This window comes from Streptomyces sp. DH12, assembly GCF_020873895.1.
Taxonomy (GTDB): domain Bacteria; phylum Actinomycetota; class Actinomycetes; order Streptomycetales; family Streptomycetaceae; genus Streptomyces.
Genome location: NZ_JAHWGT010000017.1, coordinates 26,656 through 45,320 on the forward strand (window position 1 = coordinate 26,656; position 18,665 = coordinate 45,320).

The 18,665-nt window shown below is 76.6% G+C and carries 14 protein-coding genes; 9 read left to right on the forward strand and 5 right to left on the reverse strand.

Going from position 1 to position 18,665, the window contains the following annotated elements:
* Window position 1: 1 nt before the first annotated feature.
* Window positions 2-421 (reverse strand): hypothetical protein, encoded by a 420-nt coding sequence (locus tag LPA54_RS17360; protein WP_228978671.1) that lies wholly within the window; start codon window positions 419-421, stop codon window positions 2-4.
* A gap of 229 nt (window positions 422-650) precedes the next feature.
* Window positions 651-2,198 (reverse strand): MFS transporter, encoded by a 1,548-nt coding sequence (locus tag LPA54_RS17365; protein WP_228978860.1) that lies wholly within the window; start codon window positions 2,196-2,198, stop codon window positions 651-653.
* A 981-nt stretch (window positions 2,199-3,179) separates the two neighbouring features.
* Here LPA54_RS17365 and mfd point away from each other — a divergent pair.
* The 3 genes from mfd (at window position 3,180) to LPA54_RS17380 (ending at window position 8,488) form a co-directional block, all read left to right on the forward strand.
* On the forward strand, window positions 3,180-6,713 hold the full coding sequence (gene mfd, locus LPA54_RS17370; protein ID WP_228978673.1) for a transcription-repair coupling factor: 3,534 nt from the start codon (window positions 3,180-3,182) through the stop codon (window positions 6,711-6,713).
* A gap of 186 nt (window positions 6,714-6,899) precedes the next feature.
* Window positions 6,900-7,640 carry an HNH endonuclease family protein gene (locus LPA54_RS17375; RefSeq protein ID WP_228978675.1) on the forward strand — a complete coding sequence of 247 codons (741 nt, stop codon included), beginning with the start codon at window positions 6,900-6,902 and terminating at the stop codon, window positions 7,638-7,640.
* A 95-nt stretch (window positions 7,641-7,735) separates the two neighbouring features.
* Window positions 7,736-8,488, forward strand: a complete 753-nt coding sequence (locus LPA54_RS17380) for an N-acetyltransferase (protein ID WP_228978677.1) — start codon at window positions 7,736-7,738, stop codon at window positions 8,486-8,488.
* 22 nt (window positions 8,489-8,510) lie between these two features.
* Here LPA54_RS17380 and LPA54_RS17385 read toward each other — a convergent pair whose 3' ends face one another.
* Both LPA54_RS17385 and LPA54_RS17390 read right to left on the reverse strand, forming a co-directional pair.
* On the reverse strand, window positions 8,511-9,290 hold the full coding sequence (locus tag LPA54_RS17385) for a hypothetical protein (RefSeq protein ID WP_228978679.1): 780 nt from the start codon (window positions 9,288-9,290) through the stop codon (window positions 8,511-8,513).
* An 88-nt stretch (window positions 9,291-9,378) separates the two neighbouring features.
* On the reverse strand, window positions 9,379-10,221 hold the full coding sequence (locus LPA54_RS17390) for a DUF4190 domain-containing protein (protein ID WP_228978681.1): 843 nt from the start codon (window positions 10,219-10,221) through the stop codon (window positions 9,379-9,381).
* A 240-nt stretch (window positions 10,222-10,461) separates the two neighbouring features.
* On the opposite strand from LPA54_RS17390, the gene LPA54_RS17395 reads away from it, so the two are divergent.
* The 3 genes from LPA54_RS17395 (at window position 10,462) to LPA54_RS17405 (ending at window position 14,967) form a co-directional block, all read left to right on the forward strand.
* Entirely contained in the window at window positions 10,462-12,615 is a 2,154-nt protein-coding gene (locus tag LPA54_RS17395; RefSeq protein WP_228978684.1) for an N-6 DNA methylase, read from the forward strand.
* A 118-nt stretch (window positions 12,616-12,733) separates the two neighbouring features.
* The gene (locus tag LPA54_RS17400) at window positions 12,734-13,402 is read left to right on the forward strand and encodes a hypothetical protein (RefSeq protein WP_228978687.1); all 669 of its coding nucleotides are present in this window, start codon (window positions 12,734-12,736) and stop codon (window positions 13,400-13,402) included.
* Window positions 13,399-14,967 carry a protein kinase gene (locus LPA54_RS17405; RefSeq protein WP_308112867.1) on the forward strand — a complete coding sequence of 523 codons (1,569 nt, stop codon included), beginning with the start codon at window positions 13,399-13,401 and terminating at the stop codon, window positions 14,965-14,967. The genes LPA54_RS17400 and LPA54_RS17405 overlap by 4 nt, the downstream gene beginning before the upstream one ends.
* A 267-nt stretch (window positions 14,968-15,234) precedes the next feature.
* On the opposite strand, the gene LPA54_RS17410 is transcribed toward LPA54_RS17405, so the two are convergent.
* Entirely contained in the window at window positions 15,235-16,053 is an 819-nt protein-coding gene (locus LPA54_RS17410) for a class I SAM-dependent methyltransferase (protein WP_228978689.1), read from the reverse strand.
* 318 nt (window positions 16,054-16,371) lie between these two features.
* Between LPA54_RS17410 and LPA54_RS17415 the strand changes: the two genes are divergently transcribed.
* From LPA54_RS17415 to LPA54_RS17425, 3 genes are all read left to right on the forward strand, one after another.
* Entirely contained in the window at window positions 16,372-16,791 is a 420-nt protein-coding gene (locus LPA54_RS17415; RefSeq protein WP_228978691.1) for a GtrA family protein, read from the forward strand.
* 83 nt (window positions 16,792-16,874) lie between these two features.
* Window positions 16,875-17,525 carry a SurA N-terminal domain-containing protein gene (locus LPA54_RS17420; RefSeq protein WP_228978693.1) on the forward strand — a complete coding sequence of 217 codons (651 nt, stop codon included), beginning with the start codon at window positions 16,875-16,877 and terminating at the stop codon, window positions 17,523-17,525.
* A 105-nt stretch (window positions 17,526-17,630) separates the two neighbouring features.
* Window positions 17,631-18,641: a nucleoside triphosphate pyrophosphohydrolase gene (locus LPA54_RS17425; protein WP_228978864.1), complete on the forward strand. Its 1,011-nt coding sequence runs from the start codon at window positions 17,631-17,633 to the stop codon at window positions 18,639-18,641.
* The last annotated feature ends 24 nt before the right edge of the window (window positions 18,642-18,665 follow it).

Sequence of the window (18,665 nt, forward strand, 5' to 3'; positions counted from 1 at the left end):
CTCACTTGATCGCGTCCCAGATGCGGGACACCGGCATGTCGGTCGCGATCTTGTGATCGTCCTTGGCGTGGACGGACCGCGAGTAGTCGAGGTGGTTGGAGATGTGCGCGCAGGCGTCCTTGAGGGTGCCCAGCTTGGTGGTCCAGGCGTCGTGCAGCGCGTGCAGGGCGCGGCCGAGGCCGAGGCCGTCGGCGGTCAGTTCGAGCGCGGCGTCGGCGGTGGCGGTACGGGCGTGGTCGCCGTCGCGTGCGACGCGGTCGCGGAGCTGCCGGGCGAGGTCGCCGAGGGCGCCGAGTACCTGGTCGTCGACGACGAGGTCCGGGTTGACGGTGGCTGAGGCGGCCGCGTCGGGCGGCAGCTGGTTGAGCCGTGTGCGCGTCGCGGCGTCCCGCTTGGCCTGCTCCCACTCGTCCCACGCCATCGGCGCCCCCGTCGCTGCTCGCTGTCGGCTGTCCGCTGTCCGCTGTCCGCTGTCCGCTGTCCGCGGTCGTGGCTCTGCGTGACCTGCGTACCACGCGACGGTATCGACGCGACGCCCAGACGGGCCAACGGTGGCGGCATTTCGGCGCGTTGCGGCGGGGTGGCCGGTCCACCGCCCGTTGACGCGGGGCCGTGGACCGTGCCGCCACCGCCCGGTGGCGGCGGCGCGGTCAGTCGTCGTCCGGGTCCTTGAGGACCGGGAAGCGGCGCGGGGCCAGGAGGAGCAGGGCCGCGACGGCCAGGGCCGCTGCCGCCGCCGCGCCCAGGTAGACGTACTCGACCGCCGCGTCCACCGCGCGGCGCAGGCTCTCCGACGCGGCCGGGGCGAGGGCGCCGGGGTCGTCCAGGGCGCGCGCCGCCGAGTCGAGGTCGCCGCCCGAGGTGCCGAGGCGGGAGATGAGCACCGTGTTGGCGACGGCGCCGAACAGCGCCGCGCCCACGCTCTGGCCGATCTGGCGGCAGAACAGCACCGACCCGGTCGCCGTGCCCCGCTCCGACCAGCCGACCGTCGACTGGACCCCCACGATCAGCGGCAGCTGGAACAGGCCCAGTGCCGCGCCGAGCAGCAGCATCAGCAGCGCCGGCTGCCAGGGCTCGCCCGGGTAGGGCAGGAACGGGAAGGCGAGGAGCGTCAGCATCGCCAGCGTCATGCCGATGACCGCCGACTGACGGAACCCGACCCGCCGGTACACGTGATGGGAGAGCGACGCGCTCACCGGCCAGCTCAGGATCATCACCGACAGCACGAACCCGGCCGCCACCGGCCCGAGCCCCAGCACCGCCTGCGCGTACGTCGGGAGGAACACCGACGGCGCCACCATCAGCAGCCCGAGCGCGCCCAGCGCCAGGTTGACCGCCGCGATCGTGCGCCGCCGCCACACCCAGCCCGGCACGATGGGCGACGCGGCCCGGCGCTCCACCGCCACCGTCGCGGCGACGAGGACCGCGCCCGCCCCCAGCAGCCCCAGCGACGGCGCGGACAGCCACGGCCACGCCACCCCGCCCTGCACGAGCGCGGTCAGCAGGACCGTCCCGGACGCGAAGACCAGCAGCGCGCCCGGCCAGTCCACCCGCGCCCGCCCCGACGCGCCCCCGCCCGCACCGGTGCCGGTGCCGGTGCGGCCCGGTTCCACCAGGTAGCGGGCCGTCAGCCACAGGGCGAGGGCGCCCACCGGCAGGTTCACCAGGAAGATCCAGCGCCAGTCGGCGTACGTCGTGAGCAGCCCGCCCACCGCCGGTCCGGCCACCGCCGACGCGGCCCACACCCCCGACAGCCGCGCCTGGATCCGCGGCCGGTCCTTCAGCGGGTACAGGTCCCCCGCGATGGTCTGCACGGTGCCCTGGAGCGCGCCGCCGCCCAGCCCCTGCACGACGCGGAAGGCGATCAGCGAGGCCATGTCCCACGCGGAGGCGCACAGCAGCGAGCCGACCAGGAAGAGGACGATGCCCGTGATGAGCACCGGCTTGCGGCCGTACGTGTCGGACAGCCGCCCGTACACCGGGATGGTGACGGTGACGGCGAGGAGGTAGCCGGAGAACAGCCACGAGAAGAGGGAGAAGCCGCCGAGGTCGGCCACGATCTGCGGGACGGCCGTCGCGATGACCGTGCCGTCCAGCGCGGCCAGCGCCACCGACATCATCATCGCGGCCACCACCGGGCCCCGGCGCAGGGCCTTCCCGCCGGGCGGCGGCGTCCGGGCGGCCTGGGCGGCGCGGATGGCCGGGGCCGCCGGGGCCGGGTGGGGGGCCGGGTCGCGGGGCGGGTCGGCTGCCGGGCCCTCGCCGTCCGTTCCTATGCCGTCCTTGCCCGTACCGTCCGCGCCTTCCGCCACCTGCGTTCCTTCCCCGTACGGCCGTCTCACCTGACACCCTCTCACCACGCGGCCCCCGGAAAACAGGTTGGGAGGGCCGGGCGCCCCCTGGTACCCAAGGGGGTGGCCGGCTCCTCCGCGGGGTCCCCCACGGGGGTGGGGACCCCGCGGAGGGGCCTTCCCGCGCGGGCGGCCGTGCGTCCGGTCGGAGGTCGGGGGTCGGAGGGCGTCCGGGTGTGCGGTACACCGATCTGTGTCCGCTGTCGTAGTGTTCCCGAGCCCCACGCGGTCCGCAGCGGAACGCGGGCCACCCGCACGGAACGAGCACACGGGCGAACACACGGGGAAGCGCGGGAAAGAGGCAGGTGACGAGGGGCGGAGCGCCCCCTTGGGGGACGGGCCCTGCTCGCGGGCCCCGTCGGACTGGCGCGCCGGAGGCCCCGGGCGCCGCCCCGCCCATGGCGGCCGAGGCGCCCACGGCGAGCGGGGCCGACCGGGTGAGGGGGCCGGGCGGGGCGACCGCTGAGGGGCAGGCGTCCCTCGGCGCCTGGTACGCGGGCCTCGGGCAGTACCGGCAGGACGAGGATCTTCGGCCCGCCACCCGGTGCCCGCCCCCGGCCCGCCCCCCGGGGGCCTGCCCCCGGCCCGCGCCGCCCTCCGGCCCTGCTTCGGGCGTCCGCCCCGGCCCGCGCTGCCCCGGCGCCCGCCCCCCGACCCTGCCCCGGCCCCGCCCCCCGGTCCCGACCTCGGCCCGCGCCGCCCCGGCGCGCCGGTTTGCCGGCGCGGGTGTCAGCGGGCGGGCGTAGGCTGAAGAGACCCCGGCCCGTCGTTCGTGTCGGGTCCTTCGTGCTGCCCAGCCCCCTACGAAGACACGGGACGGAAAGCCCCATGAGCCTGCACGGTCTGCTCGACGCCGTCGTCAAGGACCCCGCCCTCGCCGAGGCCGTCAAGGCCGCCGCCGACGGGCACCGGGGCCACGTCGACCTGGTCGGTCCGCCGGCGGCGCGGCCCTTCGCGGTGGCCGCGCTGGCCCGGGACGCCGGCCGCCCGGTGCTGGCGGTGACGGCGACCGGCCGGGAGGCCGAGGACCTCGCGGCGGCCCTGCGTTCGCTGCTGGACCCGGACACCGTCGTGGAGTACCCCTCCTGGGAGACCCTCCCGCACGAGCGGCTGTCCCCCCGCTCCGACACCGTCGGCCGCCGCCTCGCGGTGCTGCGCCGCCTCACCCACCCGTCGGCGGACGACCCGTCCGCGGGCCCCGTCTCGGTGGTCGTCGCACCCGTGCGCTCCGTGCTCCAGCCGCAGGTGAAGGGCTTGGGCGACCTGGAGCCCGTCGCCCTGCGGACCGGGCAGCAGGCGGACCTCGACGACGTGGTCGCCGGGCTCGCCGCCGCCGCGTACGCGCGCGTGGAGCTGGTGGAGAAGCGCGGCGAGTTCGCCGTGCGCGGCGGGATCCTCGACGTGTTCCCGCCCACCGAGGAGCACCCGCTGCGCGTCGAGTTCTGGGGCGACGACGTCGAGGAGATCCGCTACTTCAAGGTCGCCGACCAGCGGTCCCTGGAGGTCGCCGAGCACGGCCTGTGGGCGCCGCCCTGCCGCGAGCTGCTCCTCACGGACGAGGTGCGCCGCCGCGCCGCCGCCCTCGCCGAGGACCACCCCGAGCTGGGCGAACTGCTCGGCAAGATCGCCGAGGGGATCGCCGTCGAGGGCATGGAGTCCCTCGCCCCCGTCCTCGTCGACGACATGGAGCTGCTGCTCGACGTCCTGCCGAAGGGCGCCATGGCCGTGGTCTGCGACCCGGAGCGGGTGCGTACGCGCGCGGCCGACCTCGTCGCCACCTCGCAGGAGTTCCTGCACGCCTCCTGGGCCGCGACGGCCACCGGCGGCGAGGCCCCGATCGACGTCGACGCGGCCTCCCTGTGGGGCATCGCGGACGTCCGGGACCGGGCCCGGGAGCTGGGCGTCATGTGGTGGTCGGTGTCGCCGTTCGCCGCCGACGAGGAACTCGACGCGGACACGATCAAGCTGGGCATGCGCGCCCCCGAGTCGTACCGGGGCGACACCGCGCGGGCCCTCGCCGACACCAAGGGGTGGCTCGCCGACGGCTGGCGCGCCGTCTACGTCACCGAGGCGCACGGACCGGCCGCCCGCACGGTCGAGGTGCTGGGCGGCGAGGGCATCGCGGCCCGCCTCGACGGCGACCTCACCGACATCTCGCCGTCCGTCGTGCACGTCGCGTGCGGCTCGATCGACCACGGCTTCGTCGACCCCGCGCTGCGCCTCGCCGTCCTCACCGAGACCGACCTGTCCGGTCAGAAGGCGGCCGGCAAGGACGGCCAGCGGATGCCGACCCGCCGCCGCAAGACGATCGACCCGCTCACCCTGGAGGCGGGCGACTACATCGTCCACGAGCAGCACGGCGTGGGCCGGTACATCGAGATGGTGCAGCGGACCGTGCAGGGCGCCACCCGCGAGTACCTCCTCGTCGAGTACGCCCCCGCCAAGCGCGGCCAGCCCGGCGACCGGCTGTACATCCCCACCGACCAGCTGGAGCAGGTCACCAAGTACGTCGGCGGCGAGGCCCCGACCCTGCACCGGCTCGGCGGCGCCGACTGGACGAAGACCAAGGCGCGGGCGAAGAAGGCGGTCAAGGAGATCGCCGCCGACCTGATCAAGCTGTACTCGGCCCGCATGGCCGCCCCCGGGCACGCCTTCGGGCCGGACACGCCCTGGCAGCGCGAGCTGGAGGACGCCTTCCCGTACGTGGAGACGCCCGACCAGCTGTCCACCATCGCCGAGGTGAAGGAGGACATGGAGAAGACGGTCCCCATGGACCGGCTGATCTGCGGCGACGTCGGCTACGGCAAGACGGAGATCGCCGTCCGGGCCGCGTTCAAGGCCGTCCAGGACGGCAAGCAGGTCGCCGTCCTCGTCCCGACGACGCTCCTGGTGCAGCAGCACTTCGGCACCTTCTCCGAGCGGTACGCGCAGTTCCCCGTGGTCGTGCGGGCCCTGTCGCGGTTCCAGTCGGACGCGGAGGCGAAGGCCACCCTGGAAGGGCTGCGGGAGGGCTCCGTCGACGTCGTCATCGGCACGCACCGGCTGTTCTCGTCCGAGACGAAGTTCAAGGACCTCGGCCTGGTCATCGTCGACGAGGAGCAGCGCTTCGGCGTCGAGCACAAGGAGCAGCTGAAGAAGCTGCGCGCCGACGTCGACGTGCTGACGATGTCCGCGACGCCCATCCCGCGGACCCTGGAGATGGCCGTCACCGGCATCCGCGAGATGTCGACCATCACCACCCCGCCCGAGGAGCGGCACCCGGTCCTCACCTTCGTCGGCCCGTACGAGGAGAGGCAGATCGGCGCGGCCGTCCGCCGCGAGCTGCTCCGAGAGGGGCAGGTGTTCTACATCCACAACCGCGTCGAGTCGATCGACCGGGCGGCGGCCCGGCTGCGCGACATCGTCCCCGAGGCGCGCATCGCCATCGCGCACGGCCAGATGTCGGAGCAGGCGCTGGAGCAGGTCGTCGTCGACTTCTGGGAGAAGAAGTTCGACGTGCTCGTCTCCACGACGATCGTCGAGTCCGGCATCGACATCTCCAACGCCAACACCCTCATCGTGGAGCGCGGCGACAACTTCGGCCTGTCGCAGCTGCACCAGCTGCGCGGCCGGGTGGGCCGCGGCCGGGAGCGGGGGTACGCCTACTTCCTGTACCCGCCGGAGAAGCCCCTGACGGAGACCGCCCACGAGCGGCTCGCGACGATCGCCCAGCACACCGAGATGGGCGCCGGCATGTACGTCGCCATGAAGGACCTGGAGATCCGCGGCGCGGGCAACCTCCTGGGCGGCGAGCAGTCCGGCCACATCGCGGGCGTCGGCTTCGACCTGTACGTGCGCATGGTGGGGGAGGCCGTCGCGGACTACCGGGCCTCCCTGGAGGGCGGCGGGGCGGCGGAGGAACCGCCGCTGGAGGTGAAGATCGAGCTGCCGGTCGACGCGCACGTCCCGCACGACTACGCCCCGGGCGAGCGGCTGCGCCTCCAGGCGTACCGGGCCATCGCCTCCGCGAACTCCGAGGAGGACATCCGGGCGGTCCGGGAGGAGTTGGCCGACCGGTACGGCAAGCTGCCGGAGCCGGTGGAGAACCTGCTGCTGGTGGCCGGGTTGCGGATGCTGGCGCGGGCCTGCGGGGTCGGCGAGATCGTCCTCCAGGGGAACAACGTCCGCTTCGCGCCGGTGGAGTTGCGCGAGTCGCAGGAGCTGCGGCTCAAGCGCCTCCACCCGCGCACGGTGATCAAGGCGTCCGCCCACCAGATCCTGGTGCCCCGCCCGACCACGGGCACGATCGGCGGCAAGCCGGTGGTGGGCCGCGAACTGCTGTCGTGGACGGGCGAGTTCCTGACGACGATCCTCGGCTCGTAGACGGCTCGTGGGCGGCTCGTAGGCGGTTGGTAGGCGGCGGCCGGGCGGCTCGTGGGCGCTCGGGTGGCCGTACTTCGGCCGTTCGTGGGCGGCCCGCGCGGCGGCTCGCAGGACCGCCCGCGCGGGCGCGTCGCCGGACGGGTGGGCGCGGTACCGGGCTTCCGGGCGGCCGCCTAGGATGCGCCCATGCCCGCCCGTACCGCGACCCCGCCCGCGCCCCCCGCCCGCCCGGTCCGCCGGGCCCGCCGCGCCCCTCACCGGACCGTGCCCGCCGCCCTGCTGGTGACGGCCGCGCTGGCCGCCGGCTGCACCCCGCAGCCCCCGGCGGGCGGCGGCGGGGCGGCGGGCGGCGGGAGCGGGGCGGGCGGGCCGGCGCTGGCCGCCGTCGACACGCTCACCGTGAAGGGCCGCGCCCCCAAGACCGGGTACGACCGCGAGGAGTTCGGCCGCGCCTGGGCCGACACCGACCGCAACGGCTGCGGGACCCGCGAGGACATCCTCGCCCGGGACGCCACCGACGTGCGGTACCAGGACGGGGAGCGGTGCAAGGTGGCGCGCGGCGTCCTCGCGGAGGACCCGTACACCGGCAGGCGGATCGCCTTCGCCCGGGGCGACCGGAAGGTCGACATAGACCACGTCGTCGCCCTCTCCGACGCCTGGCAGAAGGGCGCCGGGCAGTGGGACGCGGACAAGCGGCTGCGCTTCGCCAACGACCCGCTGAACCTCCTCGCCGTCGACGCCTCCGCCAACCGCCGCAAGGGCGACGGCGACGCCGCCACCTGGCTCCCGCCGTCGCGGGAGTACCGCTGCCGGTACGTGGCGCGGCAGGTCGCGGTGAAGAAGAAGTACGGCGTGTGGGTCACCGCCGCCGAACGGGACGCGATGAAGCGCGTCCTGAACGGCTGCCCCGGCGAGCGCCTCCCCTGAGCCGCGCCGCCCGCCCCGCCCGCCTCACCCGCCCCGCCCTCCCGTGCGCGGGAAAGTGCTGGTCCGGGCGCCGCCGGGCGCCCTAGCCTGCGCGGATGGACGTGACCACCCACAGCATCGCCGAACGCCCCGACCTGACGAGCGCCATGTGGCGGATGCCGCACACCTGGCAGCCGTTCATGCAGCACGACCCGGTCTCCGACGTCGCCTACGACTGGATGGTCGCCGAGGTCCCGGAGTACGTGCGGGTCGCGGTCGACGGGGAGGGGCGGGTCGTGGCGCGGGCGTTCAGCGTGCCGTTCGCGCTGCGCGCCGAGGGGCGCGGCGGCGGGGCGCTGCCGGCCAAGGGCTGGGACCAGGTGCTGGTGTGGGCGATGCGGGACCGGCGGGACGGCCGGACGCCGGACACGGTCAGCGCCATCGAGATCTCCGTCGCCCGGGACCTGCTGGGGCACGGGCTGTCGTCGGTGATGCTGGACGCGATGCGGGACGCGGCGCGCGGGGCGGGCTTCGCCGAGGTGGTGGCGCCGGTACGGCCCAACGGCAAGCACCTGGAGCCGCACGCGCCGATGGCCGAGTACGCCTTCCGCACCCGGCCCGGGGACGGGCTGCCGCACGACCCGTGGCTGCGGGCCCACGTGCGCGCGGGCGGCGTCGTCGACTCCGTCGCGCCGGCGTCCATGACCATCACCGACAGCGTCGAGCGGTGGCGGGAGTGGACGGGGCTGCCCTTCGACGCGGACGGGCCCGTCGAGGTGCCGGGCGCGCTCGCCCCGGTGCGCTGCGAGGCGTCGCAGGGGTACGCCGTGTACGTCGAGCCGAACGTGTGGGTGCGCCACCGGCTGTGACGACGCCCCGGCGGACGGCCGGTCAGGTACCGCGGCGCGGGCCGAGGTCGACGACGTCCCGCGGGGCGGGCGGGTCGGCGCCGGCCGGGTCGTCGGACGCGGTGAGGGATACCGTGCCCGGCGCCGCCCCGCCCCGGGTCTCGGTCCGCAGCAGGTACGGCTCGCCCTCGGCGGCGACGTAGGCGGTGGTGGTGGCCCCGCGGGCCGGGACGGTCAGCCTCAGCGCGCTGCGGCCGTCGACGGTGGCGTGGCCGGCGCGGCGGGCGGAGACGGCGTTCGCCTCCACGTCGGCGAGGAGCGCCTCCAGGTCGCACGGGTCCGGTCCGCCCCCCGGCGCCGGGTCGGCGGGGTCGGTCCGCAGCCAGCGGCCCCGGAGCATCGTCAGGACCCGCTCGGTGCGGTGCGGTGAGCCCTGCCCGCCGGCCGCGCGCTCCGCGCGCAGGTACGCCTCGTCGAAGCGCACGTAGGCGTCGTCGCCGGTGCGGATCAGCTCCACCGTGCCGGCGGTGCCCACGGTCAGGGTGCCCGCGCACCGCCCGCCGGGGCCCACGGAGAGGAACGCCCGGGTGGCGCCCCCGCCGGTGCGGCCCCGGGCGACCTCCACCCGGAGGGACGGGGCCCCCTTCGTCGCCGAGAGGGCCCGGTCGAGCACTTCGGGCGCCGTCAGCCCGGTGAGGCGGCCGGTCGTCCCGGCGTGCTCGACGTGGGGGTCGCGGGCGGCGGGGGAGAGCAGGGCGAGGACACCGAGCCCGAGGGCCAGGACGACCGTGGGCGCGGCCACCTTCGGGTGGGCGGCGGGCATGGGCTGCTCTCCGGGGCGGGGGGTCGGGCCGTGGGGTGGGGCCGGGTCAGGGCTTCGGCTCCCACTGGTGGGCCGGGGGCGGGGCAGGTCAGAGCTTCAGCTCCCACTGGTGGGCCTCGTAGTCCACGCCCGGCGTGACCTCGACCGTGAGCGTCTTCGCACCGGCGGGCACGTCGAAGGCGTAGGTGCCGGTCGCCCGCTTGCCGGGCGCGACCGCACCGGTGATCCCGTCCAGGCCCTCGTCGTGGACCTGGCCGGCCGTCACGCCATCCTTGCCGGCGCGGGCCTCCAGGAAGGCGGTGTCGGAGTCGTACGTCTCCTTGCCGGCGTTCTCGACGACGACGGTGACCCGGTAGGCGGTGTTGCCCTCCGCGTGGCCGTCCGACGCCTCGGTCGGCGTGTACACCGCGGCCGCCGAGACGGTGACCTGGAGGTCGTCGTCGTAGACGACCGTCTCGTCCGCGCCGAGCACCTCCGGTACCGGCGTGGCGGACGCGTCCGCGGCGCCGTCCTTCGTCGCGGCACCGCCGGTGGCGTCCTTCGTCGCCGTGCCGCCGGTGGCGTCCTTGGGCGCGGTCGAGGACAGCTGCTTGTCGATCTCGGTGACGGCCTCGTCGACGGCCTTGAAGGTGAGGAACGCGCCGACGGCGGAGAGGACCAGCGCCACGAGGCCGAGGATCGCGCCCGCCGTGGTGGCGCCCTTGTTGGTGGCCTCGCCGCGCTTGGCGCGGCCCCGGCCGGAGAGCCCGAGGACCAGGGCGATGAGGCCGAGGAGGCCCGCCAGCCAGAAGAGGAGCGGGACGAAGCCGGTGACGGTGCCGATGATGCCGAGCACCAGGGCGGCGGTGCCGAGGCCGTTGCGCGCCGGGGACGCCGGCGCGGGGGCCGGGGCCGGGGCACCGTACTGGGGCTGCTGCGGGGCGTGGGACATGGTGGCTGCCCTCCGGGCGAGGAGACGAGGTGGTGGCGGCATGGCGGCGGGCGGCATGCCGGAGGTCGGCAGGGTCGGAGCCCGGACGCAGCTCCGTGTGGCGACGGGTCAATCACAGCAGAGCCTGTGAACCGAGTCAACACGGTTCACAGGTCTCGGGTCGAGTCACACTGTGGAAGGGGTGTGTACGCGCGCCACCGTAGGATCGGTCCACACCCAGCGGACGGAGGGAGCGGCCACGTGCCGGACAACGCAACTGAGGTCACCGCCGCCGGCATCGCCAGGCTCGCCGGGGTCGGCCGGGCCGCCGTCAGCAACTGGCGCCGCCGCCACCCCGACTTCCCCCGGCCCGTCGGCGGTACGGAGACCAGCCCCTCCTTCGCCCTCGCCGAGATCGAGCGGTGGCTGCGCGCCCAGGGCAAGCTCGCCGAGGTACCCCTGCGGGAACGCGTCTGGCAGCAGGTCGCCGGGCACCCCGCCGGCGCCCCGGCCGCCCTGGTCCACGCCGGGTGCGCGCTCCTGCTCGTCCACGAGGCCCCCGCCGCCTGGCGGGAGGCCGCCGCCGCGCCCGGCGACCGCCTCGCGGCGCTGCTGCCCGCCCCGCTCGGCGAGGCCCTGACGGCCCGTCTCGGCCCGGACCGCGCCGTCCCCACCCCCACCGCCGAGGAGTTGGCCCCCTCCCTGCCCCTGCTGCGCGCCGCCGTCGAGCTGGCCGCCGCCGAGCCCGGCGGCGCCCCCGGCGCCTTCGAGTTCCTGCTGGGCCGCCACCTGGACGCCAACCCCCGCCAGTACACCCTCACCCCGCCCGGCCCCGCCGCCCTCATGGCCGCCCTCGCCCTCCCCGCCGAGCACGGCGCCGAGCGCGACCGGGGCGCCGGGCACGGCGCCGAGCTGCCCCATGGGCGCGGCGTCACGGTCCTCGACCCCGCCTCCGGCACCGGCGCCCTGCTGCGCGCCGTCGACGGGCCCGCCGCCCTGTACGCCCAGGAGGCCGACCCCGACCTCGCCGCGCTCACCGCGCTGCGCCTGGCCCTGCACACCGGCGCCGCGGTGCACGCCCGCGCGGGCGACGCCCTGCGCGCCGACGCCCACCCGCACCTCGCCGCCGACGCCGTCGTCTGCCACCCGCCCTTCAACGAGCGCAACTGGGGCCACGACGAACTCGCCTACGACCCGCGCTGGGAGTACGGCTTCCCCGCCCGCACCGAGTCCGAGCTGGCCTGGGTGCAGCACGCCCTCGCCCGGTTGCGCCCCGGCGGCACCGCCGTCCTCCTCATGCCGCCCGCCGCCGCCTCACGCCGCTCCGGCCGCCGCATCCGCGCGGACCTGCTGCGCCGCGGCGCGCTCCGCGCGGTCGTCGCCCTCCCGGCCGGCGCCGCGCCCCCCTACGGCGTGCCGCTCCACCTGTGGGTGCTGCGCCGCCCCGGCGGCCCGGCGGAGGGTGCCGCCCCCACGCCGGAGCTGCTGCTCGTCGACGTCAGCGGGTACGGAGCGGCCGGCCGCGACCGGCTCGACTGGCCGGCCGTGCACACCGCCGTGCTCGACGCCTGGACGCCCTTCGCCCGGCACGGCACCACCGGTGAACGGTCCGGCGCCGGCCGCTCCCTGCCCGTCATCGACCTCCTCGACGACGACGTGGACCTGGCGCCCGCCCGCCACCTGCCGCCCCCGGCCGCCGACGGCGGCGCCGCGGAGCTGGCGACCGTGCGCGACCGCCTCGCCGACGAGCTGCGCCGCACCGCGCGGCTCGCCCCGCCCGCCGAGCCGGCCGCCCCGCCCGCCCCCGGCCGCCCCGCCCCGCACCGCGCGCCGGGCGTCACCGTCGGCGAACTCGCCCGCGCCGGCGCCCTGCGCCTCCACGCGGGCACCGCCGTCCCCGCCCCCGCCCCCGCCTCCGGGTCCGGCCCGGCCGACGGGCCCCGCGTCCTCACCGAACAGGACGTCCTCACCGGCCAGGGCCCCACCGGTGCCCTCCCCGAGGGCCCCGCCGACGAGGAGCCGGTGCTGCTGCGCGCCGGCGACGTCGTCGTCCCCGTCCTCGGCGGCGGCTCCGTCGCCCGCGTCGTCGACGCGGCCGCCGAGGGCGCCGCGCTCGGCCGCAACCTCCACCTGCTGCGCCCCGACCCGGCCGCCATCGACCCGTGGTTCCTCGCCGGGTTCCTGCGCGGCTCCGCCAACCAGCGCCGGGCCAGCAGCCACGCGTCCACCGCCACCCGGCTCGACGTGCGCCGGCTGCGGCTGCCCCGCCTCCCGCTCGCCGAACAGCGCCGCCACGGCGAGCGGTTCCGCGCGCTCGCCGAGTTCGAGGACGCGCTGCGGCAGGTGGGCCGGCTGGGGGAGCGGCTCGTGCGCGGCCTGTACGACGGGCTGACGGACGGCACGATCGAGGCGTGAGACGGGCGGGCGATCCGCACGACCCCGGGGTGGCCGTCGGCGCCGCTGTATACGCTCGTCCCCGTACCCGCGTGTGCGCGCGTCCGACGTGACGACCGCCCGGCCCCCAGGAGCAGCCATGTACGGCCCCGGCCCCGTGCCACCGCAGCGGCCAACGACGGCCCGAGTCGTCGTGCCGCGCGTCCTGTTCGCCGTCCTGCCGCTGCTCAGCCTGGGCTTCCTCACCGGCGCCACGACCCTGCGGCTCGCCGTGGTGACGCGCCGGACGCGGGACTGGTGGCTGTTCGGCGTCTCCGTCGTCGCCCCGATCACCTGCATGGCGTTCATGCCCGAGGACATCGAGACCACGCTGGCGAACGTCCTGGTGGGCGGGATCCTGCTGAACGCCGCCCTGTTCACCGCGTACTTCCTGTACGCCGACATCCGCCACCACGACCCGCGCCGCGCGGGCCTCCCGGGGCGCTCGCCGTACGGGACCACGTACCCGCAGGCCGGCCCCGGGCCCGGGTACGGCCACCCGCAGCCGCAGCCGCAGCCGCAGCCGCACCCGCAGCCGTACGGGGGGATACCGGGGGCGGCCGCCCCCCTCGCCGCCCCGCCGGCGCACCCGCACCACCAGCCGCAGGCCCCCGCGCAGCGGGCACCGCAACCCCAGCCGCCCGCCCAACCCCAGCCCGCCCAACCCCAGCCGTACCCGCAGCCGCAGGCCGCGCCGCCCCGCATCCAGCAGGTCCGGGCCGAGCTGGACGAGCTGAGCGACCTCCTCCGCAGGGAAGACGGCAAGTGAACGGACGGGTCATCGCCGACCGGTACGAACTGGCCGCGCTCATCGGCCAGGGCGGGATGGGCCAGGTGTGGACGGCGTACGACCGGCGCCTCGACCGCCGCGTCGCCGTCAAGCTGCTGCGGCCCGACCACATGGCCGCCGCCACCGGGGCCGACGAGATGCGCCGCCGCTTCGTCCGCGAGTGCCGGGTCACGGCGCAGGTCTCCCACCCCGGACTGGTCACCGTCCACGACGCCGGCAGCGACGCCGACGACCTGTACCTCGTCATGCAGCATGTGGACGGCGCCGACCTCGCCGACCACCTCGCCGAGCACGAGCCGTACCCGTGGCGGTGGGCCGTGGCCGTGGCCGCGCAGCTGTGCGCGGTCCTCGCCGCCGTCCACGCCGTGCCGATCGTCCACCGCGACCTCAAGCCGCGGAACGTGATGGTGAAGCCCGACGGCACCGTCACCGTCCTCGACCTCGGCGTCGCCTCCGTCGTGGACACCGACACCACCCGCCTGACCCACACGGGCTCGCCCATCGGCAGCCCCGCCTACATGGCGCCCGAGCAGGCCATGGGCGGCGCCGTCGGCCCGTACACCGACCTGTACGCCCTCGGCGTGCTCCTCCACGAACTGCTCAGCGGCACCGTGCCGTTCGCCGGGTCGACCGCGCTCGGCGTGCTGCACCGCCACCTCTACGAGCCGCCCCAGCCCGTCCGCCGGCTGCGCCCCGAGGTCCCCGGACCGCTGGAGGCGCTGGTGCTGCGGCTCCTCGCCAAGGACCCCGCGGACCGCCCGTCCGGCGCGCAGGAGGTGTACGAGGCGCTCGCCCCGCTGCTGCCCGCGCCCGGCGCGGCCCCCGCCGGCCCCATGGACCCCACGCGTCCCTTCCTGCGGCCGCTCGCGCCCTGGCCCGACCGGGCCGCCGCGCCCGCCGCCCCGCCGCAGCTGCCGCCCCCGCCCACCCACGCCCCGCCCGTCCCCGCCCCGGCCGGCGCGCCCGCCGGGCGCCCGGACGTCGCCGCCGCCGTCGACGAGGTGAAGCGGCTGCTCGGCGAGGGCCGCATCACCCAGGCCGTGGACGTCCTCGGCGCGATCCTCCCGGCCGCCGCCGCCGAGCACGGCGAGCACTCGGCGGTCGTGCGCATCCTGCGCCGGCAGTACGCCTCCACCCTCATGGACGACGGCCAGTACCGGCGGGCGCTGCCGGAGTTGCGCCGGCTCGCCGACGACCGGGCCGCCGAGGCGGGCCCGGCCGACCCCCAGGCCCTCCAGTACCGCTACGACGCGGCGCTCTGCCTGGAGCAGCTCGGCGAGGCGACGGCGGCCCTCGCCGAGTACCGGGCGATCCTGCCGCACCACGAGGACGCCCGGCGGCAGCCCGGCGGGGACGCCGGCCGCGCCTTCGACATCCGCCACCGCATCGGGCACCTGCTGCTCACCGCGGGCGACCACTCGGCCGCCCACCGGCACCTCCAGGAGCTGCTGTACGACACGGAGCGCACCTACGGCCCGTACCACCCGCTCGCGGCCGAGCTGCGCCGCGCGCTCCAGCACCAGCAGCAGGTCCGCGGGGCCTGACCGACGCGACCCCGGCCCCACGGCCCGCCGCCCCCGGCGATCCCGCCGCGGCAAGCCGCCCACGCCCGCCCCCGGCGGCCCCCCGCCGCGGGCGGCCGCCCGGCTCACGGCGGGCGGCCCGCCCCGGCGGCCGGGCGGTTCGGCCCCCTGGCCCGATCCGCCGCGCGGAAGTCCGCCGCGCTCAGCCCGCCGCGCTCAGTCCGCCGCGCGGAAGCCCTCCGTGCTCAGCCCGCCGCGCTCAGTCCGGCGCGCGGAAGCCCTCCGTGCTCAGCCCGCAGCGCGGAAGTACGCCGTCTCCGCCACCCGGCCCAGCGGCGCGAGGCCCGGCGCCGGCGCGTCCGCGGCGAGCACGACGACGGCGTCCGGCCCCGCCAGTTCCCGCGCCGCGGCCGCGTCGGGTCCGCCGTTGACCACGACCACCCCGTACCGCCGGTCCGCGACCCGCTCCCGCACCGCCGGGTCGCCGAGCGCGCCCCGTACGAGCCGCGTCGCGGTGCCGTCGTCCGGGCGGCCGCCGCCGAGGGCGAGGTTGTCGCGCACGACGTCCTCGCGGATCGGGGTGGAGTCCAGCGGGTCGACGACGGTCAGCCGCGCCTCGACGCCGCCCTGCCGCAGCATCCGGCGCAGGGCCGCCGCGAACAGCCCGTGCGCCGTGCCCACCTCCAGCACCTCCAGCTCCCCGCCCCGCGCCGGCGCGAGCACCGGCAGCGCGGCGAGCCGGCCGCACACGTCGGAGACGGACCCGCCGACACCGCCCGCGCCCAGCGCCTCCAGGGCCACCAGGTGCCGGTAGGCGACGGTGACGTCGCCGCGGACGCGCTCGGCGGGCAGCCCCGTGACGTCCCGCACCTCGCCGACGAGCCGGTCCACCTGGGTGGGGGTCGGCATGCGGTGCGCGTCCCGCCCGGCGTGGTCGAGCAGCAGCCCGAGCCCGTAGCTCTGCCGGCGCAGGTCGGCCAGCTCGTGGTGGAGGGCGTCGAGGTCCTTCTGGAACGCGGCCGTGACCCGGTCCATGCGCTGTTCGACCAGCGAGACGGCCGGCCGCAACAGGCGCCGCGTCAGCGGGTTGTTCAGGAGAGGGGGCATGCGGGGCAAGCTACGCCCCGGCGGCACCCGCGCGGGACACGTTCCGGTGGTGCACGGGTGAAGTCTCGGTGGCGCGCCGGTGACCCGGACGCCGGAGGCGCACGAGCGGACGGCCCCCGGTACGGCCGCCGGGCGGGCCACCCCGCCGGCGGGCCGCCCCGGCACGCGCGGCGGGGGTCGAGATGGTCATGCCGGACGCCATCGGGGAGTATGTGGCCGTATCCACCACGAGGTGCAGCGGCGCCCGCACCACCCGCGCGGGTGACCGACCCGGCCGCGCCGCCGCACCCGTCCGTCCCCGGGGGAGTCCACCCGCAGATGACCGGCGTCAGCGGCCAGATCGTCAGGTTCGCCCTGGTGGGCGTGGTGAACACCGCCACCTACTACGGCCTCTACCTGCTGTTCCTGACGGTCGGCCTGCCGTACGTCGGGGCGCATGTCGCGGCGTTCCTGCTGTCGATGACCGGCTCGTTCTTCCTCAACAGCCACTTCACCTACCGCACCCGCCCCACCTGGCGGAAGTTCCTGCTCTTCCCGCTCACCAACGCGGCCAACTTCGTCATCACGACCGCCGGCGTCTACCTGCTGGTCGACGTGGCCGGGCTGTCCAGCCGGTACGCGCCCCTGCTCGCCGCCGCGGCCGCCATCCCCGTCACGTTCGTCCTCTCCCGGACGATCATGCTGCGGCCCGAGACCCCGCGCGACCGTGACTCGTTGGCAGAAGTGGCTCCGAAGTAGTGGCCCGGGCCACGGCCACTGCATACCATCGATCACCGCAAGGTCGTTGACACTGACGTACGACCCACGCCGGGAGGCCCCCTTTGCACCGCCGCCGTCGCACCGCGCTCTCCGTGTCCGCCGCCCTGGTCGTCGCGGCGCCCCTGCTGGCCGCCTGCGGCGGTGAAGCCCACCCCGGTGCGGCGGCCGTGGTCGGCGGGGACCGGATCGAGACTGCCGCCCTCCAGGCCCAGGTGCGGGAGGTGCGCGCGGCGCAGGAGGCGTCCCCGCAGGCCGACCAGCTCATCCGGGCCACCGGAGACCTCAGCCGCGAGAAGCTCAACGGCATGATCTTCGACCGGGTCGTGGAGGAGGTCGCCGCCGAGGCCGGGATCACCGTCAGCCGCAAGGAGGTCCAGGAGACCCGGCGCGCCGCCGCCCGCCAGTACGGCGGGGACGCGCAGCTCGCCGCGATGCTCCTCCAGCAGCAGGGCATCGCCCCCGACGAGATCGACGCCGTCGTCCGCCGCAACGTCCTCATGAACAAGATCGCCGACCGGCACGGCGCGTCGAACACCCCGGAGGGCCAGCAGAAGCTGACCCGGCTGTTCACGGCCGCGTCGAAGTCCCTCGACATCGACGTGAACCCCCGCTACGGCACCTGGGACGACGCGAAGATCCAGCTCGGCCGCTACCAGGCCCCCTGGCTCCGCCAGGTCACCCAGGACCCGGGGGCGGCTCCGGAGGCCCTGTAGGTTCGAGGGGTGAACCCCGAGCACGCCAACCACCCCGAGAGTCCCGAGCAGGCCGAGAGCCCCGAGCGCGCCGAGAGCCCCCGGCACGCCGGGGACGCGGAGCGCGTGGAGCACGCGGAGAACGAGCACGCCGAGGGCGCGGACTCGGCCGCCACCGCCGCCACCGGCCGCGTCGTCCTCCTCACCACCAGCCACCGGGTCGCCCCCGGTGTGCTGTCCTGGCCCGCCTGGCAGGCCCTGCGCTCCGCCGACCGCGTGCTCTGCCCCGACGACCGCCACCCGCAGCTGCCGTACCTGCGGGAGGCGGGCGTCGAGGCGGTCGTCGCCGCGCCGACCGCGCAGGAGCTGGTGGAGGCGTGCGCCGGGGGCCGCACGGTGGTCGTCCTCGCCGCCGGCGAGGGCGACCGGGCCCTCACCGACGGCCTGGCCCGCCTCGCCGGCTCCGGCCGCGTCGCCATGCCGGACCTGGAGCTGCTGCCCGGCTCGTACGACCTGCCCGGCGCGCGCCTCCTCGACCTGGTCGAGGTGATGGACCGCATCCGCCGCTCCTGCCCCTGGTCGTCCCGGCAGACGCACCGGGGCCTCGCCAAGTACGCCATCGAGGAGGCGTACGAACTGGTCGAGGCGATCGAGGACGGCGACCGGGAGGAGCTGCGCGAGGAACTGGGCGACGTCCTCCTCCAAGTGGTCTTCCACGCCCGGGTCGCGGAGGAGGACGAGGACGCGCCGTTCTCCGTCGACGACGTGGCGGGCGCCCTCGTGGACAAGCTCGTCCACCGCCACCCGCACGTCTTCGGCGACGCGACCGCCGACACCCCGGAGGAGGTCAAGGCGCACTGGCTGCGCACGAAGGCCGTCGAGAAGCAGCGGACGTCGGTGACCGACGGGGTGCCGCTCGGCCAGCCGGGCCTCGCCCTCGCGTCCAAGCTCGCCGGCCGGGTGCGCGCCGCCGGCCTGGACGTCCCGCCGCCCGCGGGCCCCGGCATCGGCTACGAGCTCCTCGCCATGGCGGTGCGGGCCGAGGTGGAGGGCGTCGACCCGGAGGCCGCGCTGCGGGCCGCCGCCCGCGCCTACCGCGACGCCATCCGCGCGGCGGAGGCCCGGCCGGCTGGGTAACGTGGCCCTCCGGGCGTACGGGGC

Coding starts and splice junctions, on each gene's coding strand:
- LPA54_RS17360 (WP_228978671.1), bottom strand. CDS start 421: ATGGCGTGGGACGAGTGGGAGCAGGCCAAGCGGGACGCCGCGACGCGC.
- mfd (WP_228978673.1), top strand. CDS start 3,180: ATGAGCCTGCACGGTCTGCTCGACGCCGTCGTCAAGGACCCCGCCCTC.
- LPA54_RS17375 (WP_228978675.1), top strand. CDS start 6,900: ATGCCCGCCCGTACCGCGACCCCGCCCGCGCCCCCCGCCCGCCCGGTC.
- LPA54_RS17380 (WP_228978677.1), top strand. CDS start 7,736: ATGGACGTGACCACCCACAGCATCGCCGAACGCCCCGACCTGACGAGC.
- LPA54_RS17385 (WP_228978679.1), bottom strand. CDS start 9,290: ATGCCCGCCGCCCACCCGAAGGTGGCCGCGCCCACGGTCGTCCTGGCC.
- LPA54_RS17390 (WP_228978681.1), bottom strand. CDS start 10,221: ATGTCCCACGCCCCGCAGCAGCCCCAGTACGGTGCCCCGGCCCCGGCC.
- LPA54_RS17400 (WP_228978687.1), top strand. CDS start 12,734: ATGTACGGCCCCGGCCCCGTGCCACCGCAGCGGCCAACGACGGCCCGA.
- LPA54_RS17410 (WP_228978689.1), bottom strand. CDS start 16,053: ATGCCCCCTCTCCTGAACAACCCGCTGACGCGGCGCCTGTTGCGGCCG.
- LPA54_RS17415 (WP_228978691.1), top strand. CDS start 16,372: ATGACCGGCGTCAGCGGCCAGATCGTCAGGTTCGCCCTGGTGGGCGTG.